This is a genomic window from Streptacidiphilus sp. MAP12-20, assembly GCF_041262525.1.
Classification (GTDB): Bacteria; Actinomycetota; Actinomycetes; order Streptomycetales; family Streptomycetaceae; genus Streptacidiphilus.
Genome location: NZ_JBGCCK010000003.1, coordinates 145193 through 171458, shown reverse-complemented (window position 1 = coordinate 171458; position 26266 = coordinate 145193). Strand labels below are relative to the sequence as shown.

Annotated in this window: 28 protein-coding genes and 1 pseudogene; 14 read left to right on the top strand and 15 right to left on the bottom strand. The window is 70.7% G+C overall.

Translation table 11 applies throughout. The features are described 5' to 3' along the window. Positions 1–3: 3 nt before the first annotated feature. From ABIA32_RS05200 to ABIA32_RS05170, 7 genes are all read right to left on the bottom strand, one after another. A complete protein-coding gene (locus ABIA32_RS05200; RefSeq protein WP_370092624.1) occupies positions 4–924 on the bottom strand; it encodes a hypothetical protein in 921 nt (306 codons plus the stop codon). A gap of 40 nt (positions 925–964) precedes the next feature. Further along, positions 965–1471, bottom strand: a complete 507-nt coding sequence (locus ABIA32_RS05195; RefSeq protein WP_370092623.1) for a SigE family RNA polymerase sigma factor — start codon at positions 1469–1471, stop codon at positions 965–967. A 276-nt stretch (positions 1472–1747) separates the two neighbouring features. Next, a complete protein-coding gene (locus tag ABIA32_RS05190) occupies positions 1748–2293 on the bottom strand; it encodes a DinB family protein (RefSeq protein ID WP_370092622.1) in 546 nt (181 codons plus the stop codon). Positions 2294–2385: 92 nt separating this feature from the next. Beyond that, positions 2386–3144, bottom strand: coding sequence for a hypothetical protein (locus tag ABIA32_RS05185; protein ID WP_370092621.1), 759 nt, complete (start codon positions 3142–3144; stop codon positions 2386–2388). Between the two features lie 34 nt (positions 3145–3178). Then, positions 3179–4597: a family 2B encapsulin nanocompartment shell protein gene (locus ABIA32_RS05180; RefSeq protein ID WP_370092620.1), complete on the bottom strand. Its 1419-nt coding sequence runs from the start codon at positions 4595–4597 to the stop codon at positions 3179–3181. Positions 4598–4864: 267 nt separating this feature from the next. Next, positions 4865–5656, bottom strand: coding sequence for an alpha/beta hydrolase family protein (locus tag ABIA32_RS05175; RefSeq protein ID WP_370092619.1), 792 nt, complete (start codon positions 5654–5656; stop codon positions 4865–4867). A 16-nt stretch (positions 5657–5672) separates the two neighbouring features. Next, complete coding sequence (locus ABIA32_RS05170) at positions 5673–6128, bottom strand: Lrp/AsnC family transcriptional regulator (protein WP_370092618.1); 456 nt, start codon at positions 6126–6128, stop codon at positions 5673–5675. Positions 6129–6275: 147 nt separating this feature from the next. Between ABIA32_RS05170 and ABIA32_RS05165 the strand changes: the two genes are divergently transcribed. The 6 genes and pseudogenes from ABIA32_RS05165 to ABIA32_RS05140 all read left to right on the top strand — a co-directional run bounded on the left by ABIA32_RS05165 (position 6276) and on the right by ABIA32_RS05140 (position 11720). Continuing rightward, a complete protein-coding gene (locus tag ABIA32_RS05165; protein WP_370092617.1) occupies positions 6276–7076 on the top strand; it encodes a tryptophan 2,3-dioxygenase in 801 nt (266 codons plus the stop codon). Next, entirely contained in the window at positions 7073–8293 is a 1221-nt protein-coding gene (gene kynU, locus ABIA32_RS05160) for a kynureninase (RefSeq protein ID WP_370092616.1), read from the top strand. Before ABIA32_RS05165 ends, kynU begins: the two co-directional genes overlap by 4 nt. A gap of 191 nt (positions 8294–8484) precedes the next feature. Continuing rightward, positions 8485–9492, top strand: a complete 1008-nt coding sequence (locus ABIA32_RS05155) for a DMT family transporter (RefSeq protein WP_370092615.1) — start codon at positions 8485–8487, stop codon at positions 9490–9492. A gap of 45 nt (positions 9493–9537) precedes the next feature. Next, positions 9538–9819: a hypothetical protein gene (locus tag ABIA32_RS05150; RefSeq protein WP_370092614.1), complete on the top strand. Its 282-nt coding sequence runs from the start codon at positions 9538–9540 to the stop codon at positions 9817–9819. Between the two features lie 155 nt (positions 9820–9974). After that, positions 9975–11045, top strand: a pseudogene (locus ABIA32_RS05145) (chitinase); the annotation flags it as partial. A gap of 108 nt (positions 11046–11153) precedes the next feature. After that, the gene (locus ABIA32_RS05140; RefSeq protein ID WP_370092613.1) at positions 11154–11720 is read left to right on the top strand and encodes a Uma2 family endonuclease; all 567 of its coding nucleotides are present in this window, start codon (positions 11154–11156) and stop codon (positions 11718–11720) included. A 22-nt stretch (positions 11721–11742) separates the two neighbouring features. Here ABIA32_RS05140 and ABIA32_RS05135 read toward each other — a convergent pair whose 3' ends face one another. The 4 genes from ABIA32_RS05135 to ABIA32_RS05120 form a co-directional block, all read right to left on the bottom strand. Then, positions 11743–12009, bottom strand: a complete 267-nt coding sequence (locus ABIA32_RS05135; RefSeq protein WP_370092612.1) for a metal-sensitive transcriptional regulator — start codon at positions 12007–12009, stop codon at positions 11743–11745. Positions 12010–12164: 155 nt separating this feature from the next. Next, on the bottom strand, positions 12165–12929 hold the full coding sequence (locus tag ABIA32_RS05130; protein WP_370092812.1) for a GntR family transcriptional regulator: 765 nt from the start codon (positions 12927–12929) through the stop codon (positions 12165–12167). Between the two features lie 90 nt (positions 12930–13019). Continuing rightward, positions 13020–15521, bottom strand: a complete 2502-nt coding sequence (locus ABIA32_RS05125; protein WP_370092611.1) for an alkaline phosphatase family protein — start codon at positions 15519–15521, stop codon at positions 13020–13022. Positions 15522–15838: 317 nt separating this feature from the next. After that, positions 15839–16807 (bottom strand): helix-turn-helix domain-containing protein, encoded by a 969-nt coding sequence (locus tag ABIA32_RS05120; protein WP_370092610.1) that lies wholly within the window; start codon positions 16805–16807, stop codon positions 15839–15841. A 139-nt stretch (positions 16808–16946) separates the two neighbouring features. On the opposite strand from ABIA32_RS05120, the gene ABIA32_RS05115 reads away from it, so the two are divergent. The 5 genes from ABIA32_RS05115 (at position 16947) to ABIA32_RS05095 (ending at position 21453) form a co-directional block, all read left to right on the top strand. After that, positions 16947–17732, top strand: coding sequence for an SDR family NAD(P)-dependent oxidoreductase (locus ABIA32_RS05115; RefSeq protein ID WP_370092609.1), 786 nt, complete (start codon positions 16947–16949; stop codon positions 17730–17732). A 119-nt stretch (positions 17733–17851) separates the two neighbouring features. After that, a complete protein-coding gene (locus ABIA32_RS05110; RefSeq protein WP_370092608.1) occupies positions 17852–18310 on the top strand; it encodes a cupin domain-containing protein in 459 nt (152 codons plus the stop codon). Positions 18311–18334: 24 nt separating this feature from the next. Continuing rightward, a complete protein-coding gene (locus tag ABIA32_RS05105) occupies positions 18335–19141 on the top strand; it encodes an alpha/beta fold hydrolase (protein WP_370092607.1) in 807 nt (268 codons plus the stop codon). A 44-nt stretch (positions 19142–19185) separates the two neighbouring features. Then, positions 19186–19932, top strand: coding sequence for an MBL fold metallo-hydrolase (locus ABIA32_RS05100; protein WP_370092606.1), 747 nt, complete (start codon positions 19186–19188; stop codon positions 19930–19932). A gap of 3 nt (positions 19933–19935) precedes the next feature. Next, a complete protein-coding gene (locus tag ABIA32_RS05095; protein ID WP_370092605.1) occupies positions 19936–21453 on the top strand; it encodes an MFS transporter in 1518 nt (505 codons plus the stop codon). Here the strand turns inward: ABIA32_RS05095 and ABIA32_RS05090 are convergent. Continuing rightward, on the bottom strand, positions 21434–22291 hold the full coding sequence (locus ABIA32_RS05090) for an oxidoreductase (protein ID WP_370092604.1): 858 nt from the start codon (positions 22289–22291) through the stop codon (positions 21434–21436). The genes ABIA32_RS05095 and ABIA32_RS05090 overlap by 20 nt on opposite strands. A gap of 216 nt (positions 22292–22507) precedes the next feature. Here ABIA32_RS05090 and ABIA32_RS05085 point away from each other — a divergent pair, with 216 nt between their 5' ends. Next, positions 22508–23362, top strand: coding sequence for a helix-turn-helix transcriptional regulator (locus ABIA32_RS05085; RefSeq protein ID WP_370092603.1), 855 nt, complete (start codon positions 22508–22510; stop codon positions 23360–23362). Here ABIA32_RS05085 and ABIA32_RS05080 read toward each other — a convergent pair. Together ABIA32_RS05080 and ABIA32_RS05075 are read right to left on the bottom strand one after the other, a co-directional pair. Further along, entirely contained in the window at positions 23349–23786 is a 438-nt protein-coding gene (locus tag ABIA32_RS05080; protein ID WP_370092602.1) for a hypothetical protein, read from the bottom strand. The genes ABIA32_RS05085 and ABIA32_RS05080 overlap by 14 nt on opposite strands. A gap of 209 nt (positions 23787–23995) precedes the next feature. After that, entirely contained in the window at positions 23996–24622 is a 627-nt protein-coding gene (locus ABIA32_RS05075; protein ID WP_370092601.1) for a TetR family transcriptional regulator, read from the bottom strand. Between the two features lie 133 nt (positions 24623–24755). Between ABIA32_RS05075 and ABIA32_RS05070 the strand changes: the two genes are divergently transcribed. Continuing rightward, complete coding sequence (locus ABIA32_RS05070) at positions 24756–24911, top strand: hypothetical protein (RefSeq protein ID WP_370092600.1); 156 nt, start codon at positions 24756–24758, stop codon at positions 24909–24911. Positions 24912–24945: 34 nt separating this feature from the next. Next, the gene (locus ABIA32_RS05065) at positions 24946–25203 is read left to right on the top strand and encodes a DUF4190 domain-containing protein (RefSeq protein ID WP_370092599.1); all 258 of its coding nucleotides are present in this window, start codon (positions 24946–24948) and stop codon (positions 25201–25203) included. Between the two features lie 147 nt (positions 25204–25350). Here ABIA32_RS05065 and ABIA32_RS05060 read toward each other — a convergent pair whose 3' ends face one another. Then, a complete protein-coding gene (locus ABIA32_RS05060) occupies positions 25351–26091 on the bottom strand; it encodes an alpha/beta hydrolase (RefSeq protein WP_370092598.1) in 741 nt (246 codons plus the stop codon). Positions 26092–26266: the final 175 nt, after the last annotated feature.

Here is a 26266-nt window from a genome sequence, read left to right as displayed (position 1 = left end):
AGGCTAGCCGTGCGACGCTCCGCTGCCAGTGCCGGTGCCCGTTCCCGTTCCCGGCACCGCACCGCCCGGGGTGCCGGTGCCCGGGCCGGCGGGGGTGTGCAAGCCGGGCACGCCGCCCTTGTAAACCTTGGGCGTCTTGATCTGGTCCAGCAGCGGCTGCCACACATCGCTCAGCGCCGCGGCCTTGAGCTGCTCGCCGGTGAGCGGCGGATCCTGCCGGGTGACCGGCGAGTCCTTCTCCGACACCGCATTGTTCTCGGCCAGTTCGATCAGCGAACCGTCGGGCCGGAAGAGCCAGGCGGTCCACGCTTTCGTCCCGCTGCCACGCGAGGAGTACTCGTAGCCGAGGTCCACGACCAGCGTGCCGCCGCCCTCCACGTCGTACTGGTGGCAGACATCGTCCGGGAAGTGCACCGGGTCGACCGGCGGGCAGGTCGGCGCCTTGTACGTGCCCGGGGCGTACTTGGTGAGACTCACGGCCACCGCGCCGGGGCCCTTGTCGTCCTTGTAGACGACCAGCGCCGACGCCATGATGTTCGAGTAGACCGTCTTGGGTGTGCCCCAGTCGCTGTGCGGACCGCTGACCGTGCCGCCCTTGGGGAGAATGCTCTCCAGCCCCGAGAGCAACTGCCGTGCGTTCTCGGCGTTCGAGACCGGCTTCGCGGACGCGGTCAGGGACATGCCCCCGGTGGCCGCCTGCGCCTGCTGCCGCGTGGGACTGCCGCCGAGCAGCGACGGCGCGAGCGCGCCGCCGACGGCGATCAGCGCGAGCGCGGCCGAGCCGCCGAGTACGGCGACGTTGCGGCGACGACGGCGCTTGCGGCCGTCGGCGACGCCCGCCGTGACGAGCTCGGTGAGGTTGGCCGGGGTGAACTGTTCCCCGGTGTCACGCAGGGTCTGCGCGACGTGGTCTTCAAAAGGCATGTGATGCCACCGCTTCCAAAGTGTCGAAGGTGTCGGTGCGTCAGGAGCGGGCCAGGTCCGGCAGGGAGTCACCGAGCACCGCGCGGAGCCGTCCCAGGGCGCGAGAGCTCTGGGTCCGCACCGCTCCGGCACTGATCCGGAGCGCGTGCGCGGTCTCCTCGATGCTGCGGTCCTCCCAGTAACGGAGCACCAGCACCGCGCGGTCGCGCGGGCGGAGCCGGGCGAGTGCGTCGAGCAGTGCCAGCCGCAGGGTGGCGTCCCCCTCGGTCGCCACCCCCTCCGGCAGCTGCCCGGTGGGATGCTCCGCCGTACTTCGTTTTCGGCGGTGGCTGAGAAAGACGCGCACCAACACGGTGTGCGCGTACGCAGCGGGGTTGTCGGCTGCGGCGACCCGACGCCAGTGGACGTACATCCGCCCGAGCGTCTCCTGAACCAGGTCCTCGGCCAGATGCGGATCGCCGCTGCTGAGCAGGCTCGCCGATCGGTACAGCGCGCCGGCTCGAGCGGTGGCGAATTCCAGGTAGTCCCGTTCGTCGTCCGCCCTCATCCGCGCCCCCACAAGAGTCCCGAGTCGTTACGCCCGCCAAAGATTGACGACCGTTCCTGCCCCTTTGACGCCGATGGCCGCACGGGACGTTACAGGGCGCGCTTCACCGGGGATCCGAACGCCTCCGGACCCCCGCCATTCGGTGGGGACTGACCGTATGCGTCGGGACCCACCGACACCGGCTCCAAGGGCCTCGGCACCCCGATCACCCTCGTCAGCTGAGTACGGACGAGCCCCCGCCCGGGATCGGGCAGGGGCTCGTCGCGGCCGGAAGGCTCAGTCGTTGGGGCGGAGTTGGGCCGGGCTGAGCAGGGAGAACGCCGTGGCTCCGTCGGTAGCCTCGCGGAGGAAGTCGGCGTGGCCGGCGTGGCGGCCGATCTCCTCGATCAGGTGGAGCAGGATCCAACGCGCCGATCGGCGGGCGCCCTGGGGGAACCAGGGGCGGTCCGGCAGCGGCACGGTGACGTCCAGGTCGGACAGCGAGCCGACGATCTCCGCGGTCTCCGCGGCGACCTCGTCCCAGAACTTCAGGACGTCCTCGATCTCCTCGCCCTCGACCAGGCGGAAGGTGTCGGCCCAGGTGTTCTCGTCCGCCGTAGCCAGCGGCTCGCGGCCGGCCAGGATGACCCTGACCCAGTTGCTCTCGACGAAGGCCAGGTGCTTGGGCAGGCCGCCCAGCGTCAGTTCGCTGACCGTCGGCCGGGCGACCAGCTGCTCCCGGCTCAGTCCGCCCACCGCGCGCCGCACGGCGGCCCGCTGGGCCTCGATGAACTGGAGGAGTGCGTCGCGCTCGTCGGTCTCTGCGTTGACGACGGTCGGCATGGGAACCACCTCTGCTTTCTGGCTTCGTGCGCTTCAGTGGTTCCCACGGTAGAGGGGAAGTAGGACGGAATCAGTCCTACTTCCCCGGTGTCTCAGCGTGGCGGGGGAAGTCTGTTCAGGAACACCTCGAAAGCGGTCGGTTCGACGTGGGTGACCCCGGTGAACGGGAAGTCCATCTCCTTGATCAGTAGGAGGGAGACCACGACCAGCGCTGTGAGCGTCAGCACCATCAGGCCGTGGGCGAGGGTGTTGGAGAGCCCGAAGAGATAGGTGAAGCCGACCGTCAGCAGCGCTCCGGCGATGAGCGCCACCCACATGATCGACGGGACGGAGTCCCCCACCTCGGTCAGTCGTTGCCGCCGCTCCGAGGCCAACTGCTCGACGTGGGCGACGGCGTGTTCGTAGAGCACCTGCTGCCGACTGTCGGCCGGGGTGAAGCCGAAGACCTCCGATCGCATGGCGTAGACGAGTTTGGTGGCCTGGGGACTGCTCTGATGACGGGACATCAGCGGCCACTCGGTGTCCTGGACGGTGTGCGCGTACTCCAGCGCGTTGTGCTCCAGCTGCGCGCCGATTGGAAGCGGCAGTTCGCGGGAGATCCAGTAGACGCCGGCCAGGGCGTCGGCCTCCTTGAAGGTGGTCTGCCTGGCGGAGTCCAGGTTCTGCCAGACGGCGATGACGACGAAGGCCAGCAGCACCGCGTACATCACGCCCACGGCGGCGAAGATGAACCCGGCCACGTCGTTGTGGGACTCCCGCAGCCGGTGCGGGACGAAGTGCTGCAGCAGCCACAGCGCGGCGGCGGACGCCGCGAGGGTGCCGAGCAGGATGAAGACGTCGGGCCAGCTCACGCTCGTGTGCCTCTGCTTCTCAGTCCCCCGACCCTCAGTCCCTGGGCCGCGCGACCTCGACGTTCTCCAGCACCCCCAGCGCGTCGGGGACGAGCACGGCGCAGGAGTAGTAGGCGCTGACCAGGTACTGGATCACCGCCTTCTCGTTGATCCCCATGAAGCGGACCGACAGTCCCGGCTCGTACTCGTCAGGCAGCCCGGTCTGGTGCAGGCCGACGACGCCCTGCTCGTTCTCCCCGGTGCGCAGCACCATGATGGAGCTGGTGTGCCCGCCGTTCACCGGGATCTTGTTGCACGGGAACATCGGCACCCCGCGCCAGGAGGGGATCCGGTTCCCGGCGATCTCCACCGAATCCGGGTACAGGCCGCGCCTGTTGCACTCGCGCCCGAACGCGGCGATGGCGCGCGGGTGGGCCAGGAAGAACTTGTTGCCGCGCCGACGGGAGAGCAGCTCGTCCAGGTCGTCGGGCGTGGGCGGGCCACCGTGGGTGTGGATGCGCTGGTCGTAGTCGGCGTTGTGGAGCAGGCCGAACTCGGGGTTGTTGATCATCTCGTACTCCTGGCGTTCGCGCAGGGCCTCGACGGTCAACTTGAGCTGCTGCTCGATCTGGTTCATCGGCTGGTTGTAGAGATCGGCAACCCTGCTGTGCACCTGCAGCACGGTCTGCGCGACGCTCAACTCGTACTCGCGCGGCGCGAGTTCGTAGTCGACGAAGGTGCCGGGCAGCTCCGGCTCGCCGTCGTGTCCGGCGGCGAGGGAGATGGCCGCCTGCCCGTGCGAGTCCTGCGCGGCGGCGCCCGCCGCGAGGTACGCGTCGACCTGCGCGCGGAGCTCGGGCGAGCGGCCGAGCAGATCCGCGAAGGCCTGCCGCGGCAGCGAGAGCAGGGTTCCTGCGGTGGCGGCCTTGGCGGTGTACTCCCACAGCGTGTTGTCGCTGGTCAGGGACCCGTCACCGAAGTGGTCACCATTGGCGAGCACCCCGAGCACGGCATGGGTGTCGCCGAACTTTCCGGTCCCCACCTTGTGCACCTTGCCGTGGGCGATCACCAGCACCTGGTCGACGACCTCCCCGTACTCGGCGATCACCTCCCCCGGCGCGAACTCCCGCTGGGTGAAGCGGGACGCGAGCTCGGTGAGCAGGGCGGCGTCGCCGAAGCCCCGCAGCAGCGGCAGCTCGGTGAGCGTGGGCGGCACGATCCGGGTCTCCGCCCCGGTCTGCGCGAACCCGAGCCGCCCCCTGCCGGTGGCGTAACTGAGCCGCCGGTTCACCCTGTAGGTACCACCGGACACCTGCACCCACGGCAGCATGCGCAGCAGCCATCGGGAGGTGATGCCCTGCATCTGCGGGGGCGTCTTGGTGGTGGTGGCCAGGTTCTTCGCTGCGGCGGTACCGAGCGCGGACGGCTGCGCCGTTGATCCTGACGAAGCGTCAATACCCGCGTCGACGGTCATATGTGGGGTCCTCCCCTGGGAGTTGATCGACGACTCCAGAGTGAGGGCGCGGCCACGTCAACGACCATTCCCCGAAAGAGCGGGACTGCGTATGCCCTTCGCCGGGTATCCGAGGGAAGTTGCAACTCCCCAGGGGCGCGGGAGCTGCGCGACAAGCCACCCACCCACGTGGCTGGCCGAACGCGCAGGGCCATCCGCACAGGGTGGTTTCTCGCGCAGCTCCCCCGCGCCCCTGGGGAGTCGCAACTACCTCGCTTGCAAAAGGCTTCAGGCCTCCAGCGCGGAGCGGATGTGGGGCCAGGCCGTTGAGCTCGGGTCGATGAGACCGAAGTGCTCCATGTCCGGGAGGTCCATCACCGTCACCGCGTCCCCCGCGTCCCGCGCCATCCGCGCGTACTCGTGGGACATCGACGGCGGGACGGTGTCGTCGTCACGGCCGTGAATCAGCGTCACCGGCACCCCCAGCGGGAGCAGCGCCGCCGGGTCGCAGTCCGCGTAGCGGTCGCGGAGGTCGTCCGAGGAGCCGCCCATCATCGCGCGGGCCGCGCCGTCGCCCAGTTGCCACTCGTCCGTCAGCGTCAGCGACGCGCAGCCCGCCAGGGAGACCACCGCGTCCGGGCGTGAGTCCGTGCGCCAGGGGGAGCCCGCCGGCAGGCGATGGCGGGCCGCCGCCCAGAGCGCGAGATGGCCGCCCGCCGAGTGACCCATCAGCGCGGTCCGACGCGGGCGCAGCCCCTCCGCCGCCGCCATCATCGACAGGGCCTCGACGCAGACCGACACGTCGTCGAAGATCTCCGGCCAGCCCTTGACCCGCCGGTACTCCGGCACCGCGACCAGGTAGCCCTCGTCCGCCAGCGCCCGCGCCAGCGGCGCGGTGTGGTGGCGGTCCCAGACCGGCCGCCAGTAGCCGCCGTGCAGCAGCACGACCATCGTCTTGCCGCCGCCGCCCGCGCCCTCCCCACTCGGCAGCAGGAAGTCCACGACCTGGTCCTCGTGCGCGCCGTAGGCGTGCGTGCGGTCCGGCGTCAGCCGGACCTTGCTCAGTTCGTCCTCGTTCATCAGGGTCCCCTCCCGTTCACACCGGTTCGACCGGCCGCCAGCGCACCGGGCTCGACAGAATCATCGTGCTGGACGGCTGCCCGTACTCCGCCAGCCGGTCGATCAGACCTTCGAACTCCGCCATGGTGGCCACCGCCACCATCAGCACGCAACAGGCCCCACCGGTGACCCGGTGCAGTTGCAGGACCTCCGGCCACTGCGCCACGGCCGGGTCCCGCAGCACGCAGCGCGGGCCGTAGCACTGCACCTGCACCAACGCGCTGACCACCCGACCGGCCCGGCCCAGGTCGACCTCGGCGTGGTAGCCGGTCAGCACGCCGGACGCCTCCAGCCGGCGGACCCGTTCGGCCACCGCCGGCGACGACAGGTTCACCCGCCGGGACAGCTCGTTGTAGGAGAGCCGCGCGTCCCCCTGGAGCTCCGCCAGCAGGCGCCGGTCCACCGCGTCCAGCACGGCACTCCCCTCACACATCCAACACGCTTTACGTTCGCAAACCCGATACTCGAATCTGCCTTCTCCAGACTAAGCCGGATGGCCCTGCCACCGCGCGTTGCCCATTCAGCCGAGAGCCCTTTCCGCCGCAGAATGGCAGTGCCCCACCGCGCCTGGAGGACCACCATGCCTGCGACGCCCGCAACCACGGCGTTCGACGAACCGACCACACCCAAGGTCGACTTCGGCGAGCCCACCACCCCGTACGCCGCCTACGCCGGGATCGACACCCTGCACACGCTGCTGCAGCCGCGCAGCAAGGAGCCCGCGGAGACCTCGTTCATCGTCGCCACCCAGGTGATGGAGCTGCTCTTCGGACTGATCCGGCACGAGTGGACCCGCGCCCAGCAGGCGCTGCGCGCCGACGACCTGCGCGAGGCGGGCGCCGCGCTGCGGCGCGGCCTGGACGCGCAGGACGTGCTGGTCCGCTCCTGGGACCTGCTGGCGACGATGACGCCGGTGGAGTTCGGCGCGTTCCGGCCGGTGCTCGGGGAGGCCAGCGGCTTCCAGTCGTACATGTACCTGCACCTGGAGTTCCTGCTCGGCAACAAGAACGAGCGGCTGCTCGCTCTCTACGCCGGTCACCCGCACGTCCACGCCGAGCTGACCCGGACGCTGGAGTCGCCGAGCCTCTACGAGGACGCGGTCGCCGTGCTGCAACGCCGTGGCCTGGACACCTCCGACCCGGTCGCCGCCTGGACCGCCGTCTACGCCGACCCGGCCGCGCACGAGCTGCAGGCGCTGGGCGAGCTGCTGCTGGACGTCGCCGAGCGGGTCACCCGCTGGCGGCAGCGGCACCTGGCGGCGGTGAAGCGCTGCATGGGCGCGAAGCCCGGCACCGGCGGCTCCAGCGGCCTGAGCTGGCTGCGCCACGCGGCGGAGACGGACGTCTTCCCCGACCTGTGGGCCGTCAGGAACGTGCTGTGAGCGCGCCGACCCGGGAAGAGGCGCTGGCCCTCGACGCCGCCGACCCGCTGCGCGGCTTCCGCGAGCGGTTCACCCTCCCGAAGGACGTCCTCTACCTCGACGGCAACTCGCTCGGCGCGCTGCCCGCGCACACGCCGGAGCGGCTGCGGCGCATGGTCGAGGAGGAGTGGGGCAACGGCCTGATCCGCAGCTGGAACGAGGCCGGCTGGTACGACCTGCCGCGCGGCCTCGGCGACCGGATCGCCCCGCTGGTCGGCTCGGCGCCGGGCCAGATCGTGGTCTGCGACTCGACCTCGGTGAACCTCTTCAAGGTGCTGACCGCCGCGCTGCGACTCAGGCCGGGACGCTCGACGCTCGTGAGCGAGCTGGGCAGCTTCCCGACCGACCTCTACCTGACGGAGGGTGTGGCCCCCGCGTGGCGGTTGCTGCTCGGCCGCGACGGCGACACCCTGGACGAGCTGCTCGACGCGGACACCGCCGTCGTCCTGCTCTCCCACGTCGACTACCGCACGGGCCGCCTGCAGGACATGGCTGCGGTCACGGCGAAGGTCCAGGCCTCGGGCGCGCTGATGGTCTGGGACCTGTGCCACTCGGTCGGCGCGCTCCCCGTCGAGCTGGACGCCTGCGGCGCGGACTTCGCGGTCGGCTGCGGCTACAAGTACCTCAACGGCGGCCCGGGCGCGCCCGCGTTCCTCTACGCCGCCGCCCGCCACCACGACGCTGCGCGGCAGCCGCTGACGGGGTGGTTCGGGCACGCGGAGCCGTTCGCCATGTCGCCGGAGTACGCGCCTGCGGCGGGCATCGGCCGCTTTCTGACGGGCACGCCGCCGTTGCTGAGCTTCGCGGGCCTGGACGCGGCGCTGGACGTCTGGGCGTCGGTCGACATGGCCCTTGTCCGCGCGAAGAGCCTCAGCCTGACGTCGTTCTTCCTCCGCGCGACGGACGCCCTCGGCCTGCCGACGGTCACCCCGCGCGTCGACTCGGAGCGCGGCAGCCAGGTCTCCTTGCAGCACGAGTCCGCGTACGCGGTGGTCCAGGCGCTGATCGCGCGCGGCGTGATCGGGGACTTCAGGGAACGGGATGTGATGCGCTTCGGCTTCACCCCGCTCTACGTCTCCCACGCGGACGTCCTGGACGCGGCGGAGGCGCTCCGCGACGTCCTGGAGTCCAAGTCCTACCTCGACCCCCGCTTCACCCAGCGCGGAGCTGTCACCTGAAGTTGCACTACCCCTGGGGGCGCGAGGAACTGCGCGACAAGCCACTGAGGTGGTGAGTCCCCGAACGCGCAGGGCCATCCGCACAGGGTGGTTCCTCGCGCAGTTCCTCGCGCCCCTGGGGGCAGTGCAACAGCAGCGTGAACGTGAGACACCCCTGTCGTTTCGCTGGGCGCACTGCGAGAATGCGCAGTATGCCCCGCCCTGCCCCCACCCCCGCGCGTTCACACCGCAGTCTCGGACTCAGCCTCGCGCTGGTCAGCGCCTTCGCCTTCGGCGGTTCCGGCGTCGCCGCCAAACCGTTGATCGAGGCCGGGCTGAGCCCGCTGCAGGTCGTGTGGGTGCGGATGGCCGGCTCCGCCGCCCTGCTGCTGCCGGTCGTGATCCGTCACCGTGACCTCCCCCGCCGACGGCCGTGGCTTCTGGTCGGGTTCGGGTTGCTCGGGGTCACGCTGGTGCAGGTCTCGTACTTCTTCGCGATCGCCCGCATCCCGGTCGCGATCGCCATGCTGCTGGAGTACCTCGGGCCGACCCTGCTGCTCGGGTACGTCCGCTTCGTCCAGCGCCGGCCCGTCACCCGCGCGGCCGCGCTCGGCGCGCTGACCGCGACCCTCGGGCTCGCGCTCGTCGTCGAGGTGTGGACCGGGCTCGGCGGGCTGGATCCGCTCGGCGTGGTCTTCGGCCTCTGCGCCGCCTGCTCGCAGGTCGGCTACTTCGTCATCTCCGAGAAGGCCGGGCGTGCCGCGTCCGCGTCTCCCGCCGATCACATCGACCCGATCGCGCTCAGCGGCTACGGCCTGCTGATCGGCGCGCTCGTGGTGACCCCGCTGGCCCAGCCGTGGACGCTGCCCTGGCACGTGCTCGGCGGCGAAGCCGCCATGGGCTCGCGTCAGGTGCCGGCGATCGGGCTCGCGCTGTGGATGGTGCTGGTCTCGACCGTGCTCGCTTATCTGACCGGGGTCGCTTCGGTCAGCCGGCTCTCCGCGCCGGTCGCGGCGGTGGTCGCGTTCCTGGAGGCCGTCGTGGCGACGGTGCTGTCCTGGTTCCTGCTCGGCGAGCACCTCGCGACGCCGCAGCTGCTCGGCGGCGCGCTGGTCCTGATCGGCGCTTTCGTCGCGCAGACGAGTCGGCCCTCGGAGCCCTCGACCGTGGTCGCCTCCAGCGCCGACCCGACCCCGCTGACCGAACACGCCCCGCGCTGACGCGCTCGACGTGCGGGCGGCGGCTCCTGCGCGCATCGTGGTGCCATGACAGCTATGACCTCGATGTCGAACAGCGCCATGAACACCGGCTTCCGGCCCAACGCCCGGCTGCTCGCACTGGGGGCCGCCATGACGGGCGTCGGCTCCGTAGTCGTCGCCACCGGCGCGGCCCTCGTCGGCCTTGCCCTGGCCACCGCCGGACGCCGCTGGATCCAGCACTGGGAGACGCCTCCCACCGAGATGGCCCACCGCACCTTTACCCAGGCCAAGGTCGCCTCCCAGGCGGGCCTCGACGCCTGGCGCAACGGTGGCTCCTCGATGAACTGACGCGTCCCGCCGCGCTGCGACGGCCCTCCGGTCGGCGCAGCGCTTGGGCATGCCCATGCTGCTCGCCCCATTGACGACCCCTCGGACCCCCGGCTATACCTTCCGGTGCACGACAGAAAGGAAAGTTTCCTAACCGGATTGCCGGAGGCCCCCACATGCGACCGTCCGTTTCTCGCCGCCCTCTCCGCGCCACCCTCACCACCTCCCTCGCCGCGCTCGGCCTCGCCGCGAGCGCGGCCGCGACCGGCATCCCCACCGCCCACGCCGCGACGACCTCCCCCGCCACCGCTGCCGCCACCACCGTGCCCGCGCAGCTCTTCGCCCCCTACTTCGAGGCGTACACGAGTGACGACCCGGCCACGATCGCCGCGCAGTCGGGCGCGAAGTGGCTGTCGATGGCGTTCCTGCAGACCCACAGCAAGGGCTCCTGCACGCTCTACTGGAACGGCAACACCAGCCAGCCGATCGCCTCCTCGACCTACGGCACCTCGATCGCCAAGATCCGCGCGGCCGGCGGCGACGTGATCCCCTCCTTCGGCGGCTACTCCGCCGACACCACCAGCACCGAGCTCGCCGACAGCTGCACCAGCGTCAGCTCCATCGCCGCCGCGATCGAGCACCTGATCACGACCTACAACCTGCCCCGCGTCGACTTCGACGTCGAGCAGAACTCCCTCACCAACTCGGCGGGCATCGACCGGCGCAACAAGGCGATCGCCCAGGTCGAGAGCTGGGCGGCGAGCAACGGCCGGTCGGTGCAGTTCTCGTACACGCTCCCGACCAACACCAACGGGCTGGACTCGGGCGGCACGGCCGTCCTGAAGAACGCCGTCGTGAACCACGCCCGGATCGACGTCGTGAACATCATGACCTTCGACTACTACGTCGGCACCAACCAGCAGATGGCCACCGACACGGAGACGGCGGCGCAGGGGCTGGTGAACCTGCTCGGCTCGCTCTACCCGTCCAAGAGCTCGGCGCAGAAATGGGCCATGGTCGGCGTGACGGAGATGCCCGGCATCGACGACTACGGCAAGGGCGAGACCTTCACCACAACGGACGCCAAGACGGTCTACACCTGGGCCGTCAGCAAGGGCATCAACGAGATCTCGATGTGGGCCTCCGAGCGCGACAACGGCGGCTGCCCGGGCACGGCAGGCTCCGACTCCTGCTCCGGCATCTCCCAGTCCACCTGGTACTTCAGCCACACCTGGGAGCCCTACACCCACTGAGCCCCGGCCCGACCCCCGGCGGAAGGCCGCTGCGGCCTTCCGCCGGGTAATCTGGGACCGCCCGACGGCACCCGTCGCCGGACGCGTGGAGGGAGGTCCGCCTTGTCCGCCGAGATGGTCGCCCCCGCGTGGATGCACGCCCAGATCACGGCCGAGGAGTACGACTCCTGGTCCGAGGAGCAGTGCGCGGGCATCGAGATCGTGGACGGGATGGTCGTCGTGAGTCCCAGCGCCTCCAAGCGGCACAACCGGCTGGCCCGCATCCTGGCCAACACACTCGACCAGGCCGGCGACACGACGTGGAACGCGGACACGGACTTCGATGTCCGGCTTCAGGATGTCCCTCTCACCAACCGGCGCCCCGATGTCGTGGTCTACCGGGCGGACAGTATCGACGTCTCCCCGACCCGCCCCGAGCACGTGCTCCTCGTCGTCGAGGTGGTCTCACCCGGCTCCGAGACCACGGACCGGGTCGTCAAGGTCGACCAGTACGCGAAGGCGGGAATCCCCTTCTACTGGCGGGTGGAGCAGGCCGCCACCGGCCTGCCGCTCGTGTACACGTACCTGCTCGACCCCGCGACTCGGCAGTACCGGGAGGGCGAGGTCTTCACCGGCGCGATCAAGACGACGGTCCCTTTCCCGGTCGAGGCGGACCTGACCGGAGCCTGATGCCCGCGAGGGCGTGGGCGTGTCAGGCCAGAGCCAGGAAGAGCTTTTCGAGCTCGGCCTCCGTCATGGGCGCCTCGTCGGGGTCGGCGGCGGCCAGGCACTGGCGCATGCCGCTGGCCACGATCTTGAAGCCCGCCCGGTCCAGGGCCCGGGAGACAGCGGCGAGTTGGGTGACGACGTCCTTGCAGTCGCGGCCCGCTTCGATCATGGCGATGACCCCGGCGAGCTGGCCCTGGGCGCGGCGGAGCCGGTTCAGTACAGGCGCGGTGGCATCCTCGTCGATGATCATGATGCGGGACCCTTCTGGCGGTGGCGGTCTCTCGTCGAGAGTACCCCGAGGGGTATGTCCCGCCCACCCGGCAGCGTGCCGCCGACGGCGACGCGAAGGCTGCGACCCCGGTGCGCCGCGCCTCGGCGAGGTGCGCGCCGGGTGGGCAGCAGCCGTCAATGGTCGTCGGCCGTCAGGTGGGCCGTGAAGCTGAAGCGGTCGCCGCGATAAAGAGAGCGGACGCACTCCACCGGGTGGCCGTCGCGATCCCGGCTGACCCGGTTCAGCAGCAGCATCGGCAGCGCCGGGCTGGTGCCGATCAGCTGCACCTCACGGGGCGAAGCGAGCACCGTCTCGATGCGTTCGTCCGCGTCGGCGAAGACCGCGCCGACGCCGCGCAGGTACGCGTAGAGGGAGGTGGTCGGGTCGAAGTCCTCGGCGAGTGCGGGGAAGCGGGTCGCCGACAGGTAGGTGCTCTCCAGCCCCACCCGCTCGTCGTCCGCGAGCAGCAGCCGCTCCAGATGGAACACCGGCGCGCCCGGTTCCACCTGCAGGCCCGCCGCGAGGGCCGGGTCGGCCGGGAGGCGCTCGAAGACGATCAGCTCACGTCCGGGGCGGCGGCCCTGGCGGCGCACGCCTTCGGTGTAGCTCGCCAGGGTCAGCGGCTGGACCAGCTTCGGCCCGGCGGCCACCGTGGAGCGGCCGCTCCGCTGGACCCGGCCCTCCAGGCGCAGCTCCCTGATGGCCTGACGTACCGTCATCCGGGAGACGCCGAAGCGCTCGGCGAACTCCCGCTCGGTCGGCAGCGGCACGCCGGGCCCGAGCAGGTCGAGGACCGCGTCGATCTTCTGCTTGACCTGGAAGTACTTGGGCGCCGGACCGTGTTCCGGCACTCCCGCTCGGACCGCCGCCAGCGGGGGCGGGGAGGGCACGGGGTCCACCGGGAGGCTGCTCACGAGCGCGAGCGTAGCCGACAGGCCCGGCCTCCCCGTGAGAAGGCCGGGCCTGCTGTGTCGGCTCTGTCGGCTCTGTCAGCTGCCGAAGGTCATCGCGAGGTCGTCGACGTAGCCGTCGTCGTCCGTGCCGGCCTGGCGGGTGAAGTTGACCGTGAACGTCACGGACGCCGTGCCCGTCGGCACCGTGCCGGTGGCATGTTCGAGCAGCAGCCCGGTCTGGTTGTTCCGCTGCGCGGCGGTGACGGGGGCGAGGGCGGCGGTGCCGAGCGAGGCACCGGACGCGTCGAGGAAGGTCGCGACGACGCCGGCGTTGTCACCCTGGGAGCTGTAGCCGCCGATCCAGCCGGAGAGCGTGTAGGGCAGCGTGCCGGTGGCGATCTGCGTGGCCTGGCTCTGGACGTCGACCGTCTGCGTCATCTGCGCGGAGGCGTAGGGGCCGCCGTCGAAGAAGGCGTTGCCGGGCGTCGCCGGGGCCTGCGGACCCTGGGCGGCGGTCGGGTAGCCCCCCGACGCGCCGTAACAGACCTGCTGGGGCTGGTTGCTCGTCGCGGTCCAGCCCTGGGCCGGGTAGCCGCCGCCTCCCGAGCCGCAACTGCCGGTCTCCGCGCCGGGGTTGGCGATCGGGACCGACCAGGCGCTGCCGGCCGGGCTGCCGACAGTCCAGACGAAGGACGCCGAACCGGAAGCCCCGCTGGTGTCCGTGGCGGTGGCGGTCGCGGTGAAGGTGCCGGCGGTGGTCGGCGTGCCGGAGACGAGCCCCGCGCTGCTGACGGACAGTCCGTCAGGCAGGCCGCTCGCCGTCCAGGTCAGGGCCTGGCCGGACGCGGAGTCGGTCGCGGCGAGCTGGAGCGAGACGGCCGCGCCGGTGGTCGCGGTCTGCGCACCCGGATCGGTGACGGTGACGGTGTTCCCGCCGGTCTGCGCCGAGGTGAACACCTCGTTGTACGGGGTTGCCCACCGGTCGTTGTTGGTCATCGCGGGCAGCCCGAGCGCGCTGTCGATGACGCGGGCGGTGCTGTAGTGGTCGTATCGGGCGGCGTCCTGGTAGCCGGCCTTCACGGTGCCCTGCGAGCCGATCGCGAGGGTGGCGACCTGGTTCGTCTGCCCGGGGCCGAAGCCACCGGGAGAGTTGGCGCCGTCCTCGTCCCAGGTGAGGAGCAGCAGCGACTTCTGCTGGGTCCACGCGGGCGAGTGGAACAGCGTCGGCAGGGTCTGGCGGAGCCAGGTGTCGCCGGCCGCGATGCCGCAACCCTCCATGTCGTCGCAGGAGTCCGCGTCGGCCCAGACGAAGGCGGGCGTCGTGGACGTGGAAGCGAGGTCGGTGTTGAGCAGTTGCGGCAGCGGCTGCCAGTGCGCCTGGCAGTAGGCGTTGTCGTTCTTCATCTTCGCGGCGTAGTAGAAGGGCACGTCGTCGCTGGAGTAGTTGCCGCTGCTGGTGGTCTGGCAGTTGCTGGTCTGCGACTGGACGTACTGCTTCCAGGTCTTGCCGACCGCGTCCAGGTTGTCCGAGAGGCCGTTGTTGGTCGCGGTGCAGGCGGTGCTGGTGATGCAGTTGGCGTTGCCGCCGCCGACCGCCATGGCGCTGCGGCCGTAGGAGTTGCCGAAGGCGATCTGCTCGTAGTTCGGGTCCGAGTTGTGCGTCCCGGCGTGGTAGTTGGTCAGCAAGGAGCCCATCGGCAGCAGGGTGTTGTTGATGTAGGGCGCGCTGGAGTTCCCGATGATGCCGGCGCCGCCGTCGACGGTGTTCGAGGAGGCGGAGTAATTGTTGTTCTCCATCATCACGACGAAGACGTGGTCGTACCCGGGCACGGTGGACGTCGGAACGGTCAGCGCGGCGGCGGTGACGGGCGTGTCGAGTGTCAGCGACAGGTCGTCGGCCATGCCGTCGTTCTGCGTTCCGGTCATGGTGAAGTCGACCGCGGTGAGGATCGACCGGGTGCCGGCGGGCACGGCGGAGGTCGTGCTGCGTTGCAGGAACTGGGTGGTGTTGCCGCGCGCCGCCGCCAGCACCGGAGCGATGGACGCGGTGCCGAGCGAGGCGCCGGACGCGCTGCGGTAGGTGACGGTCACCGCGGCCGCGTCGTTGTAGCTGCCGACGCCGCCGAGCCAGCCGGAGACGGTGGCGTGCACCGCGCCGGAGTCGATCGCGCTCGCCGCCGAGGAGACGTCGGTGACCTGGGTCATCTCGGAGGAGCCGCGCGAACCGCCCTGGAAGTAGGCGCCGCCCTTCGTCGGCGAGCCGGGCGTGGTGGTCGCGGCGCCCGTCGGCACGCCGTAGCAGTTGATCACCGGGTCGCCGGAGGTGATCTGCCACCCGGGCAGGGTCGTCTCCTCCCAGCCGCCGGGGCTGCACTGCGAGGTCTCGGCGCCGCCGTTGAGCAGCAGGTTCGCGCTCTGCGTGGCGGCGGCGGCGAGCTGCGCGGGCCCGGCGACGGCGGGCCCGAAGGCCGCCAGCAGCGCGGCGGCGGTACCGGCCGCGGCGAGCCGCGCCGTTCGGGCGCGCCTGGACGCGGGCGGTGGCTGGGGTGCTCGGGAGGTGCGCGGCGGCGGGGTGGATCGGCTCGTGAATGGGCTCATGGCGGGGCGTCCTTCTGCGTGAGGGGCGGCACATGGCTCGGTGACGGGACCGTCGCGATTGGGCTAGCCCAATCGCGACGACAGGATTCTCGGGGCCCGAATCGCACGGCGTGGGTCCGCCTGTTGCACAAAGGGCATCGAGCGGGCGAACGGCTCGGTCGACCTGCACTTCGGCCCCAAGCCCCCGCCCGGCCGCGAGTCGAACTGGATCGAGACCCTCTGACCAGAACCCCGGGCAGCACGTCCGGGCGGCGCGGACCACCCCTGGCCCGACGCCGCCCGCCGGCCGCCTGTGATCAGCAGCCCCGCCCGGACGGTCAGTTCCCGGCCGCCGTGGTCGAGCGGGCGTACTCGGTGGGCGTCCGGCCGTAGTGCTTCTTGAAGGCTCGGATGAAGTGGCTGCTGTCGGCGAACTGCCAGTGGGCGGCGAGTTCGGAGACGCTGAGCCGACCCGAGGGGGCGGTGAGGGCGAGGCGGGCCTCCTCCAGTCGCCGCTGCCGGACGTACGCGTTCACCGACTCCCCGGCGGCGGCGAAGGCCCGCTGCAGGTTGCGGATGGAGACGTTGAGTTCGCGGGCCAGCATCGTCCCCGAGAGCTCGGGGTCGGCCAGGTGGCGGTCCGCCAGATCCTTCGCCGCCTGTGCGAGTGCGGGGGCCAGCCGGGGTTCCGCGTCGTCGAACCGGCGCCTCGCCACTGCCTTGGCCAGTTCGATGAGTGTGCTGTGGGCGGCCTGTACTCCCGCGGGTCCCAGGTCGGCGACCGTCTCGTAGATCATGTTCGAGTGGGCCACGAGCAGTCGCACTTCGGCGGCGTCGGCCGGCCCGCTGACGCTCTGCCGGCCCCCGAGCAGGGGTTTGAGCATCGCGGCAGGCAGCACGAGGACCTTCGCCTTCGTGTCCGGAACCGTCTCGAAGTGCAGCGGCCGCCCGATGTGGCGGAGCAGGAACTGCCCGGCCGGTACGGTCTGTTCACTTCGCGCGAGTGGCGCGCCCAGGGCCCAGGAGCCCCGGGTGACGACGTACATCCGCACCTGGTCCTCGACGCCGTCGAGGGGCCCCTCGGTCCGGATGGCCGACGCGCCGTGGAGATCGGTGAGTGCCACGTCGCCCACGGTGGTGGCACGGCTCCTCACCCGGAAGTCGCGGGTCGTGGCCGGACTGAAGGTCGGCAGCGGGAAGCCGTCGCCGATCTCCGTCTCCCAACCGCTGCGGAAGGCGTCGAACGCTCCCGGCGCCGCACCGGCGCCTGCGGCTGCGGGGCTCTCGGGGACTCCTGACCTGTTCATCACCGTCCGCTTCGCCTGGCGCTGATGTTCTGTCCGGTTGGCGCTGTGGTCCAAGCCTGCGCTGCGCCGATCTTCCTAGGCTTCCAAGGCAGGGACAAGCCCCCGATACAGCTCGGCAGATACGCAGAAGGAGACTCTCGTGAGCCGGCAGAACTCCTCCCCCGTGGCCGTCGTCACCGGCGCCGGTACCGGCATCGGAGCCGCGACCGCGCACCGATTCGCCGCCGACGGGTACACCGTGGTGCTCGTGGGCCGCACCGAAGTGACCCTCCGACAGACCGCGAAGGAGGGCCCGGAGGGCGCGGAGCTGCACGCATGGGTGGCGGACGTGTCGGACCTCGCCGTGGTCACCGCGACCATGGACGGCGTGGCCGAACGGTTCGGGCGCCTCGACGTGTTGGTGAACAACGCCGGGGTGGCGATTCCCGGCACGGCCGAGCGAATCGACCTGGACAGCTACCGGACCATGGTGCGCACCAACATCGACGGCACCTTCTTCGCCTCCCGGGCCGCGCTGCCCCACCTGCGGGCAGTCCGCGGATGCATCGTCAACGTCGGCTCCGTGGCCGGGTTGCGCGGTGAATGGAACCAGGCCGCTTACAACATGACCAAGGGCGCGCTGGTCAACCTGACCAACTCGATGGCCCTGGACCACGGCCGGGAGATCCGGGTCAACGCCGTCCACCCCGGCGTGACGCTCAGCAGGCAGCTCTTGCGCGACGTGCTCGCCGAGGGGACACCGCTGTACGAGCGCTTCGTGGACCGCGTGCCCATGGGCAGGCCGGCCGAGTCGGCCGAAGTCGCCGCCGTCATCGCGTTCCTCGCCGGCCCCGACGCCGGCTACCTCAACGGCGTGCACATCCCCGTGGACGGCGGACTCACCGCCTCGGACGGCCAGACCGACCTCTACAGGATGGCCGGCTGAGACGAGTAGCCAGACTCGCATGATGAGAGTTTGCTTGCACGAAGCGGTCGAGTGGCATACATTCGTTCATGAGAGCCAACTCTCACAGCGATAGCTTTCTCTCTTCTTCGGAGGTTCAGATGACAGACGTCTCGGTGGTGGGCCCGAATGCCGGTGAGTCGATCCAGCTCGGCCCGACCCTGATGCGGATCCTGGAGGACGGCAGCACGACCGGGCACCGCCTGGGCATCGGGGAGATCACCCTCGCCCCGCACACCGACGGTCCGCCGCAGCACCGTCACGCCCGGCACGACGAGGGCTTCTACGTCGTGTCCGGCGCGGCCCGGTTCACCGTCGGCGAGACCGCGTACGACGCGCCCGCCGGAACGCTCGTGATGATCCCACCGGGCGCCCCTCACACCTTCGCCAACCCGACCGACGGCACCACGGTCCTGCTCAACACCTTCACCCCGGACCTGTACGTCAACTACTTCCGGGACCTGCGCGACATGATCGCCGCCGGCCGACCGCTCACCCCCGAGTCCACGATCGAGGCGATGAGCCGTTACGCCACCGAACCCGCCACCGACTTCGCCTGACTCCCCGACAGCAAGGAGAAAGCCGTGAGCGCCACCACGCAGTACACCATCCCCCTCGACGGCATCGGCCCAGTCGAGATCTCCCTCGCCGAGTACGGGTCCGGGCAGCCGTTCCTGCTCCTGCACGGCGGCGCCGGCCCGCAGTCGGTGACCGGGTTCGCCGAGAAGTTCGCCGCCGGCCACGACGTGCGCGTGCTGGTCCCGACTCATCCGGGCTTCGGCGGCACGGTCCGGCCCGACGCGCTGAACTCCGTCGCCGGCCTGGCCGCGCTCTACCAGGCGCTGCTGGACCAGCTGGGGCTGGCCGACGTCACCGTCATCGGCAACTCGATCGGGGGCTGGATCACCGCCGAGATCGCGCTGCTGAAGTCGCCGCGGGTCAGCGGCATCGTCCTGATCGACGCCGTCGGGATCGAGGTCCCCGGCCACCCCGTCGCCGACTTCTTCTCCCTGACCATGGATCAGGTCTTCGAGCTCAGCTTCCACAACCCCGACCCGTTCCGCTTCAACGCCGCGACGCTGCCCCCGGCGGTGCAGGCCGTCGCGGCAGGCAACCGGGCCGCGATCGCCGTCTACGCGGGCGGCACCATGACGGATTCCACCCTCCTTCAGCGTCTCGGGTCCCTGGAGATCCCGACCCTGGTGCTGTGGGGCGACAGCGATCGGATCGTGGACGCCGACTACGGCCGCGCTTACGCCGTCGCGATCCCCATGGCCCGGTTCCAGTTGCTGACCGACACCGGCCACAACCCGCAGCTGGAAACCCCCGGCCAGGTCGCGCAGGCGATCTGGGACAGCGCGGACACGGACTTCGCCGCCTTCGCGCGCTGAGCCGCGACCACCCGCCAATCCCGGCCAGCCAAGGAGATCCAACGATGCCCAAGACAGCGGTCACCCGCATCACCCACAGCTGCCACCTGATAGAGATCGGTGGTCGCACCTTCCTGACAGACCCCTGGTTCAGCACCAGGCCCGGCTACTACCAGGGCGAGCCCATCGCCGTCGGCATCCCCGACCTGCCCCGGCTCGACGGCGTTCTCATCACCCACGAGCACTACGACCACTGCGACCTGGACGCCTTCGCCGCCTACCGGGACCGTGACGTCCCACTGTTCGTCGCCGAAACCGTCGTCGACACGGCACGCAAGCACGGCTTCACGAACGTCACGGCCCTCGCGCCCTGGCAGGAGGCCGAGGTCGGCGGCGTCACCATCACCGCGACCCCGGCCAAGCACGGCGTCTACGAGGTCACCTTCGTCCTGCGCGCCGGCTCCGAGGCGGTGTACTTCGCCGGGGACACCATGCTCATCCCCGAACTCACCGAGATCCCCGAGCGGCTCGGTCACATCTCGCTCGCCCTGCTGCCGACCAACGGCCTGCACATCCGGCCCGCGAACGACATGCAGGTCGTCATGAACGCCGATGAGGCCGCCGAACTGACCGCGATCCTCAGGCCCGAACTGGCCGTCCCGCACCACTACGCGTTCACCAAGGGCTTCCTGGGCGACCGGCTGATCACCCGCAGCGACAAGGATCCGCTGCGCTACCAGCACGCCTCACGCGATCTCGCGCCCGGCACCAGCGTCCGCATCGTCGAACCCGGCATCAGAGTGGAGCTGTAGTCCATGACCGGCGACAGCGAGAACTTCCTCACCACGAGACCCCTGGCCGAAGGCAGCCGCCGGCGGTCGGGGCCGGTTCTGGCGGTTTGCTGCCTGAGCCTGCTGATCACCGCTGTGGACACCACCGCCGTGAACGTCGCCCTGCCTGCCGTCGGGCGCGATCTGCACGCTTCGGTGAGCGGGCTGCAGTGGACCGTCGACGGCTACACACTGGCGGTCGCCGCCTTCATGCTGCTCGCCGGATCCACCGCCGACAGGATCGGGCGGCGTCGGGTGTTCCAGGCCGGACTGGCCCTGTTCACCGTCGGCTCGCTGGGCTGCTCCCTGGCCCCGAGCCTGGGCTGGCTGATCGCCTTCCGTGTCGCCCAGGGCCTCGGCGCCAGCATGCTCAACCCGGTCGCCCTGTCGATCATCACCCACGCCTTTCCTGATCCACGCGAGCGTGCCCGCGCGATCGGGCTGTGGGGCACCACCGTGGGCCTGTCCCTGGCTGCCGGCCCGGTGGTCGGCGGCCTGCTGGTCGCCTCGGTCGGCTGGCGCTCGATCTTCTGGATCAACATCCCTGTAGGCGTGGCCGCCCTCGTGCTCGCCGCCGTGTTCGTGCCCGACTCCAGGTCCGCGACAGCGCGGCGCCCGGACCCGGTCGGGCAGGTGCTCGTCGTCACGATCCTGACCTCGCTGATCTTCGCGATCATCGAGGGCTCCCGCCGGGGTTACGGCAGCGCCCCCATCGTCGCCCTGCTCGTCCTGTGCGCAGCCGCGACCGCAGCGCTGCCCGCCTACGAAAGGCGCCGCGAGCAGCCGTTGGTCGACCCGGTGTTCTTTCGCTCGGTCCCGTTCACCGGCTCCTTCGTCGCCGCCGTCACGGCGTTCCTCGTGCTGTCCGGCTTCCTGTTCCTCAACACCCTGTATCTGCAGGACGTGCGCGGCTACAGCGCGCTCCACGCCGGCCTGCTGACGGTGCCGCTGGCGGCCGGCACCGCGCTCGCCTCACCGTTGTCCGGACGCCTGACCGCCGCGCGCGGCCCGCGCCCACCGTTGGTCGCCGCCGGCCTGTTGATCGCGGCCGCGGCGCTGACGCTGACCACACTCAACGCGACCACTCCGTGGGCGGTCCTGCTCACCGCCTACGTACTGCTGGGCATGGGATTCGGCCTCGTCAACGCCCCGATCACCAGCACCGCCGTGGCCGGCATGCCGCGCACCCAGGCCGGGGTCTCCGGCGCGATCACCGCCACCGGCCGCCAGGTGGGCAACAACCTCGGCGTCGCCGTCCTGGGCTCGATCGTCACCGCGCACACCCGGGCCCCAGGACGTGCCGGATTCGCCGCTGCCAGCCATCCCGGCTGGTGGATCCTCGCCTCGGGCGGACTGGTGATCGCGACGATCGGCGTGGCGACCACCACACGCCGCGCCACCGACAGCGCCGCGCGCGTCGCCACGCGCTTTCCGGCCGACTCCGTGTCGCGCAGCGAGGTCCATCTCGCGGCCTCGGTGCAGGTCAAACCGCCACCCCCGTGAGCCTCGCAGCGGCGTCCCACAGCTTGCCCGCACTCTCGCTGTCACGTGCGGCACGGGAGGACTTGCCGATCTTCGGGTAGCCCCTGATCCCGCCCGGACCGTCCGGGCCGACATAGGAGTTGCCCGGCAGGTTCTGGGTCACGGCGAACAGCGTCGGCAGCGCGCCGCGGTCGGGGTCGTTCAGGAGGAATCGGAAGGTGTTGATCCGACGGGAGACGGAATGGCTCGCCAGGTTCGTCGTGGCGATCCCGGGGTGCGCGACGATCGAGCGCACCGCGCTGCCGGAATCGGTCAATCGCCGCTGCAGCTCCAACGAGAAGAGGATCAGGTCGAGTTTGGAGTCGCTGTAGGCGTCCATCGGCTTGTACGGTCGCTGTTCCCAGTTCAGGTCGTCCGGCCAGACGTGTCCGACGCGATGCAACTGGGAGGCGACGTGGACGACCCGGTCGGTGATCCGCGGCAGCAGCAGGTTCGTCAACGCGAACGGCCCGAGATAGTTGGTCGCGGTCTGCAGCTCCAGCCCGTCGGCCGTCTGGCTCAGCGGGACGGCCATGACGCCCGCGTTGTTGACCAGCACGTCCACATCACCGGTCCAGTCACGCGCGAAGGCGCGCACCGAGCCCAGGCTCGACACGTCCAGCCGCCGCACCTCGGCGCGGCCCGCGATCCCCGCCAGCACCGCTTCGCCCTTGGCGACATCGCGCACCGCGAGCACGACCCGGGCTCCGACGCGCGCCAACTCCCGTGCGGTGACCAGCCCGATCCCGCTCGACGCACCGGTGACGATCACCGTGCGACCCGACATGTCCGGCAGGTCGGCCGCCGTCCACTTCGCCATGGTGCGCTCCTTGATCCGTGAGCGACGCGGGCCGCGCGGTCCAGGGCCCGTCGTCCGCCGCCGTGGCGGCGGACACGAGTAGACGCCGCGCCGGAGGGAGCAACAAGGATCCGCCGAGCCGCTGAATGCCGGACAGTGGATACCGGACTACGACCGGCCGATAGTGGACCCAGCGGCGGCGACGACCGGTTCGCGTCAGGAACGGGAGGAGCGGACATGGACAGCGACGCCTTGGGGCACTTCCTGCGCACTCGGCGTGAAGCACTGCAACCCGAGGACGTCGGCCTGCCCGCTCGCTCCCGTCGGCGCACCGCCGGCCTGCGCCGTGAGGACGTGGCCGAGCTGTCGGGCATGTCGGCGGACTACTTCGCCCGCCTCGAACGCGGTTCAGGCCCGCAGCCCTCCGAACAGATGACCGCCGCCCTCGCTCGCGGCCTGCGACTCTCCCTGGACGAACGCGACCACCTCTTCCGCCTCGCCGGTCACGGCGCCCCGCGGCGTGAGCTACGCGCCCAGCACGTCAGCCCCGGTCTCATGCGGGTGCTGGACCGGCTCGACGACACCCCCGCGCAGATCATGGGCGCGCTGGGCGAGACTCTCGTCCAGACCCGCCTGGCCATCGCGCTGCTGGGCGACGAGACGCAGTACACCGGAGCCGCGCGCAGCGCGGTCCACCGCTGGTTCACCGACCCCGCCGCCCGCCGCCTGTACCCGGCCGAGGACCACGCGCATCACAGCCGCGTCCACGTCGCCCTGCTCCGCGGGCTCGCGACGCAACAGGGTCCGCACTCACCGGCCGCGGAGCTGGCCCGCAGCCTCACGGGCCTGAGTCAGGAGTTCGCCGAGATCTGGAACGACCATCAGGTCGGAGTGCAGTTCACGGAAAGAAAGCGGTTCATCCACCCCGAAGTCGGCCGCCTCGACCTCTACTGCCAGATCCTGCTCGACCCGGACCGGACCCACTCCCTGCTGATCTTCACCGCCACCCCCGGCAGCGACAGCCACGACAAGCTCGCCCTGCTCGCCGTTCTGGGAGCCGGTCCGGTTGTGCCGATCGTCAGCCGCAGGTGATCGAGGCGATCTTCATGGTGGAGAGGTCGACGGTGACCTTGGGATGCCCGAGTGGCTTCTCGCCGGGAGTGAGTCCATGGGTCGTGGGCGCCGAGGTGAGGGCGACCACAACCGTGTTGCCGGACGCGGTGGCGGTGTCGGGATTGATGCTGCCGGCTGCCGTCGCGGCGCACTCCAGCGGCTGGGCACCGGTGTGCGCGGCGGCCGTGCGGTAGGCACCCGGGGAGGTGAAGTAGGCGGCGATGCCGGAGGGGTCGGCTCCGTAGGGCTTGAGGGCGAGGAGGAGGGCGTAGCCGTTGAGCACATCGCCGATGTATCCCTCGACCTGATCGCCGGAGTACGAGGCCGGGGCGAGCGGGGGCACAAGCTCGCCGGTGCAGTTGGCCCAGGCCACCTTCGGGGTGCGGTCGACGGCGACGGTCATGACGACCTGGCCGGGGCCGCCGGGCCAGAAGTACCACTGTGCGCCGGTGTTGGTGGCGTTCGGCCCGCTGTGCCGTCGCGGTGTCCTCCCCCGCGCCGGGCACTGGAGAGCGGGCCCACTGTATGACCGGCACCTGCCAGGACACCACTGTGCGTTGTGCCACATTCCGCCCACCTCGACGCACTGCAGGGTGCCCTCGGGGGCAGGCCTCAGCCCGCCGCCCAGTGTCGTCGGCCGAGGCTGATCAGACGCAACTGGCGGCGGGCGGTCGAGGCGATCCGGCCCTCCGCTTCGGCGTCGGCCTCGGCCTCCAGCAGGGCCACCGCCGTCAGGACCATGTGGTCGACGTACAGCTCGGCGACCATGCGGACATCCGCCGGGTTCCAGCCCGCCGAGACCGGCTGCGCGGCCAGCGCGCACGCCACCTCGTCGGTGAACCGCTCCAGCTCGGCGGCGATCGCCTCGCGGACCTGTCGCACCCCTCCGAAGCGCTCGCGTGCGATGAAGCGGACGTGCGCCCGGTGTTCGCGGACGTGGTCGGCGATCACCTGGACGGCGTGGTCGATCACCTCCTCGGGCTCGCCCAGCCCGGCGAAGGCGGCGAGGACCATCGCGTGCAGGCTGCCGAGGGCCTCCTCGACCAGTGCGACGCCCAGGTCGGCAAGGTCGCGGAAGTGCCGGTAGAAGCCGGCCGGCGACATGCCCGCTTCGCGGGTGACCTCCCGAACGCCAAGGCTGGAGAAGCTCTGATGCTCGAGCAGTTGCAGGGCCGCGTCCATCAAGGCGCGGCGGGACTGCTGTTTCTGGGCCTGCCGGACTCCCGTCGTGTGACTCACGGCATTGAGTAAACAACTGTTTGCTCAATATCGCCACTCGTCGTAGACTGCAGAAGTCAGCGAACAGTCGTCACCACAACTGTTCGCCGAAAGTTCACGCCGTCTGCACTCTCCGCCAGAGAAGAGTCTCGCGATGAGCCTCCTGCTCGTCCTCGCCGCTGCCAGCCTGCTGCTGGGCGCAGCGCTCCACATCAGCATGTCCGTCTTCGTCGCCGGTGCCGCCGCGATCCTCGCGTGGCTGCTCGCCTTCGGCGTCCGCGAAGGACTCTCCCGACTGAAGCAGCACTGACCGCCGCAGCATCGATCACCTTCGGAGTCGTCCCGTGGACACCCTCGCCGAACGCCAACGCACCTTCGACGCCGATCAGATGGCCGTCGCCTCGTTCATCCTCGCGCTGCCCGGCCTCCTGCTGTTCAACCTGGTGCTCGGACCGTGCGCGATCATGCTGGCCGTACTCGCGCTGGTCCGCGGCACACGTCGGCCGTTCCGGGCCGGGCTCGGCCTCACCCTGGGCATCGCCGATCTGGCCGTGCTCGCGGTGACCGTCGTGGCCAGCCACGGCACCTTCTGGCACGCCTGAACGGACCTGGAGCGCCGCCGCGCTCGGGGCAGTTGTGCTTCTGTCCGGCGCCGCTCATCGAGGAGGGCCGGGGCCCGTCCTCGATGAGCGGCGTGCCGGCCGACACGGCCTACCGTCTACTGGCCTGGCGGCGGGGCCGACTCGCGGCTAGCGCAAATGCCGAGCGAAGAACCCGGCTGCCTCCTCCCCCGCGAACTGCGGGACGCCCGTGTGCCCGCCCATGTTGGCGTGCAGCGTCTTCTCCTTGGAACCGAAGGCGTCAAACAGGTCCAGGGCCGCCTGCCGGTCGTTCCCTTCGTCATCCCACTGCAGCAGGACGTGCAGCGGAATGGTGACCCGGCGGGCCTCCTCGAACATGGTGGTGGGCACGAAACTCCCGGCGAAGAAACCGGCGGCCACGATGCGCGGTTCGACCACCGCCAACCGGATGCCGATGGAGATCACTCCCCCCGAGTACCCGACCGGGCCCCCGATCTCGGGCAGCGACAGGAGGACGTCCAGAGCGGCCTGCCATTCCGGGACCGACTTTTCGACGAGCGGGAGGATGAGGGCGTCGATGATCTCGTCGCCGACCGGCTCGCCGGCCTCCATAGCCCGGCGCAGGTCGGCGCGGGCCTGCTCGGCGGCGGCCCAACGGGGCCGGTCACCGCTCCCGGGAAGCTCAATGGTGGCCGCGGCGAAGCCATCCGCCGCGGCCTGCTGGGCCCGCCCCGCCAGCCGGGGGTACATCTTGCGCAGTCCGAGCGGTGGGTGGCCGAGCAGGATCAGCGGCACCGGTGCGGACGCGGATGCGGTTTCAGGCGTCCACAGGATGCCGGGGATCTCGCCGAGGGTGAATTCGCGCTCGAGGACGCCGTCGTCGAGACGCTGCTCAGAAGTGAAGTCCATGGTCGTGCCTTTCGGGAGTGCACAGAACGGCGCTCCCGGACGACCTATCGCCCGACCGTGACCCCGGAGGGGAGCACCCATGTCGATACTGCGTTCACGGGTACCACCTCCTCGTTCTCTCGCACGGCCTCCGGAAGGGTAACAGTGGTCGCCGTGGGCCGCCAACGGGTTTTCG

Excerpts from the sequence above, each read along its gene's own strand:
- ABIA32_RS05175 (WP_370092619.1), bottom strand. The coding sequence starts at position 5,656 with ATGAACGAGGACGAACTGAGCAAGGTCCGGCTGACGCCGGACCGCACG.
- ABIA32_RS05170 (WP_370092618.1), bottom strand. The coding sequence starts at position 6,128 with ATGTGTGAGGGGAGTGCCGTGCTGGACGCGGTGGACCGGCGCCTGCTG.
- ABIA32_RS05190 (WP_370092622.1), bottom strand. The coding sequence starts at position 2,293 with ATGCCGACCGTCGTCAACGCAGAGACCGACGAGCGCGACGCACTCCTC.
- ABIA32_RS05165 (WP_370092617.1), top strand. The coding sequence starts at position 6,276 with ATGCCTGCGACGCCCGCAACCACGGCGTTCGACGAACCGACCACACCC.
- ABIA32_RS05060 (WP_370092598.1), bottom strand. The coding sequence starts at position 26,091 with ATGGACTTCACTTCTGAGCAGCGTCTCGACGACGGCGTCCTCGAGCGC.
- ABIA32_RS05110 (WP_370092608.1), top strand. The coding sequence starts at position 17,852 with ATGACAGACGTCTCGGTGGTGGGCCCGAATGCCGGTGAGTCGATCCAG.
- ABIA32_RS05090 (WP_370092604.1), bottom strand. The coding sequence starts at position 22,291 with ATGGCGAAGTGGACGGCGGCCGACCTGCCGGACATGTCGGGTCGCACG.
- ABIA32_RS05195 (WP_370092623.1), bottom strand. The coding sequence starts at position 1,471 with ATGAGGGCGGACGACGAACGGGACTACCTGGAATTCGCCACCGCTCGA.
- ABIA32_RS05200 (WP_370092624.1), bottom strand. The coding sequence starts at position 924 with ATGCCTTTTGAAGACCACGTCGCGCAGACCCTGCGTGACACCGGGGAA.
- ABIA32_RS05125 (WP_370092611.1), bottom strand. The coding sequence starts at position 15,521 with ATGAGCCCATTCACGAGCCGATCCACCCCGCCGCCGCGCACCTCCCGA.
- ABIA32_RS05180 (WP_370092620.1), bottom strand. The coding sequence starts at position 4,597 with ATGACCGTCGACGCGGGTATTGACGCTTCGTCAGGATCAACGGCGCAG.
- ABIA32_RS05135 (WP_370092612.1), bottom strand. The coding sequence starts at position 12,009 with ATGATCATCGACGAGGATGCCACCGCGCCTGTACTGAACCGGCTCCGC.
- ABIA32_RS05085 (WP_370092603.1), top strand. The coding sequence starts at position 22,508 with ATGGACAGCGACGCCTTGGGGCACTTCCTGCGCACTCGGCGTGAAGCA.
- ABIA32_RS05095 (WP_370092605.1), top strand. The coding sequence starts at position 19,936 with ATGACCGGCGACAGCGAGAACTTCCTCACCACGAGACCCCTGGCCGAA.
- ABIA32_RS05100 (WP_370092606.1), top strand. The coding sequence starts at position 19,186 with ATGCCCAAGACAGCGGTCACCCGCATCACCCACAGCTGCCACCTGATA.
- ABIA32_RS05120 (WP_370092610.1), bottom strand. The coding sequence starts at position 16,807 with ATGAACAGGTCAGGAGTCCCCGAGAGCCCCGCAGCCGCAGGCGCCGGT.
- ABIA32_RS05080 (WP_370092602.1), bottom strand. The coding sequence starts at position 23,786 with ATGACCGTCGCCGTCGACCGCACCCCGAAGGTGGCCTGGGCCAACTGC.
- ABIA32_RS05155 (WP_370092615.1), top strand. The coding sequence starts at position 8,485 with ATGCCCCGCCCTGCCCCCACCCCCGCGCGTTCACACCGCAGTCTCGGA.
- ABIA32_RS05150 (WP_370092614.1), top strand. The coding sequence starts at position 9,538 with ATGACAGCTATGACCTCGATGTCGAACAGCGCCATGAACACCGGCTTC.
- ABIA32_RS05070 (WP_370092600.1), top strand. The coding sequence starts at position 24,756 with ATGAGCCTCCTGCTCGTCCTCGCCGCTGCCAGCCTGCTGCTGGGCGCA.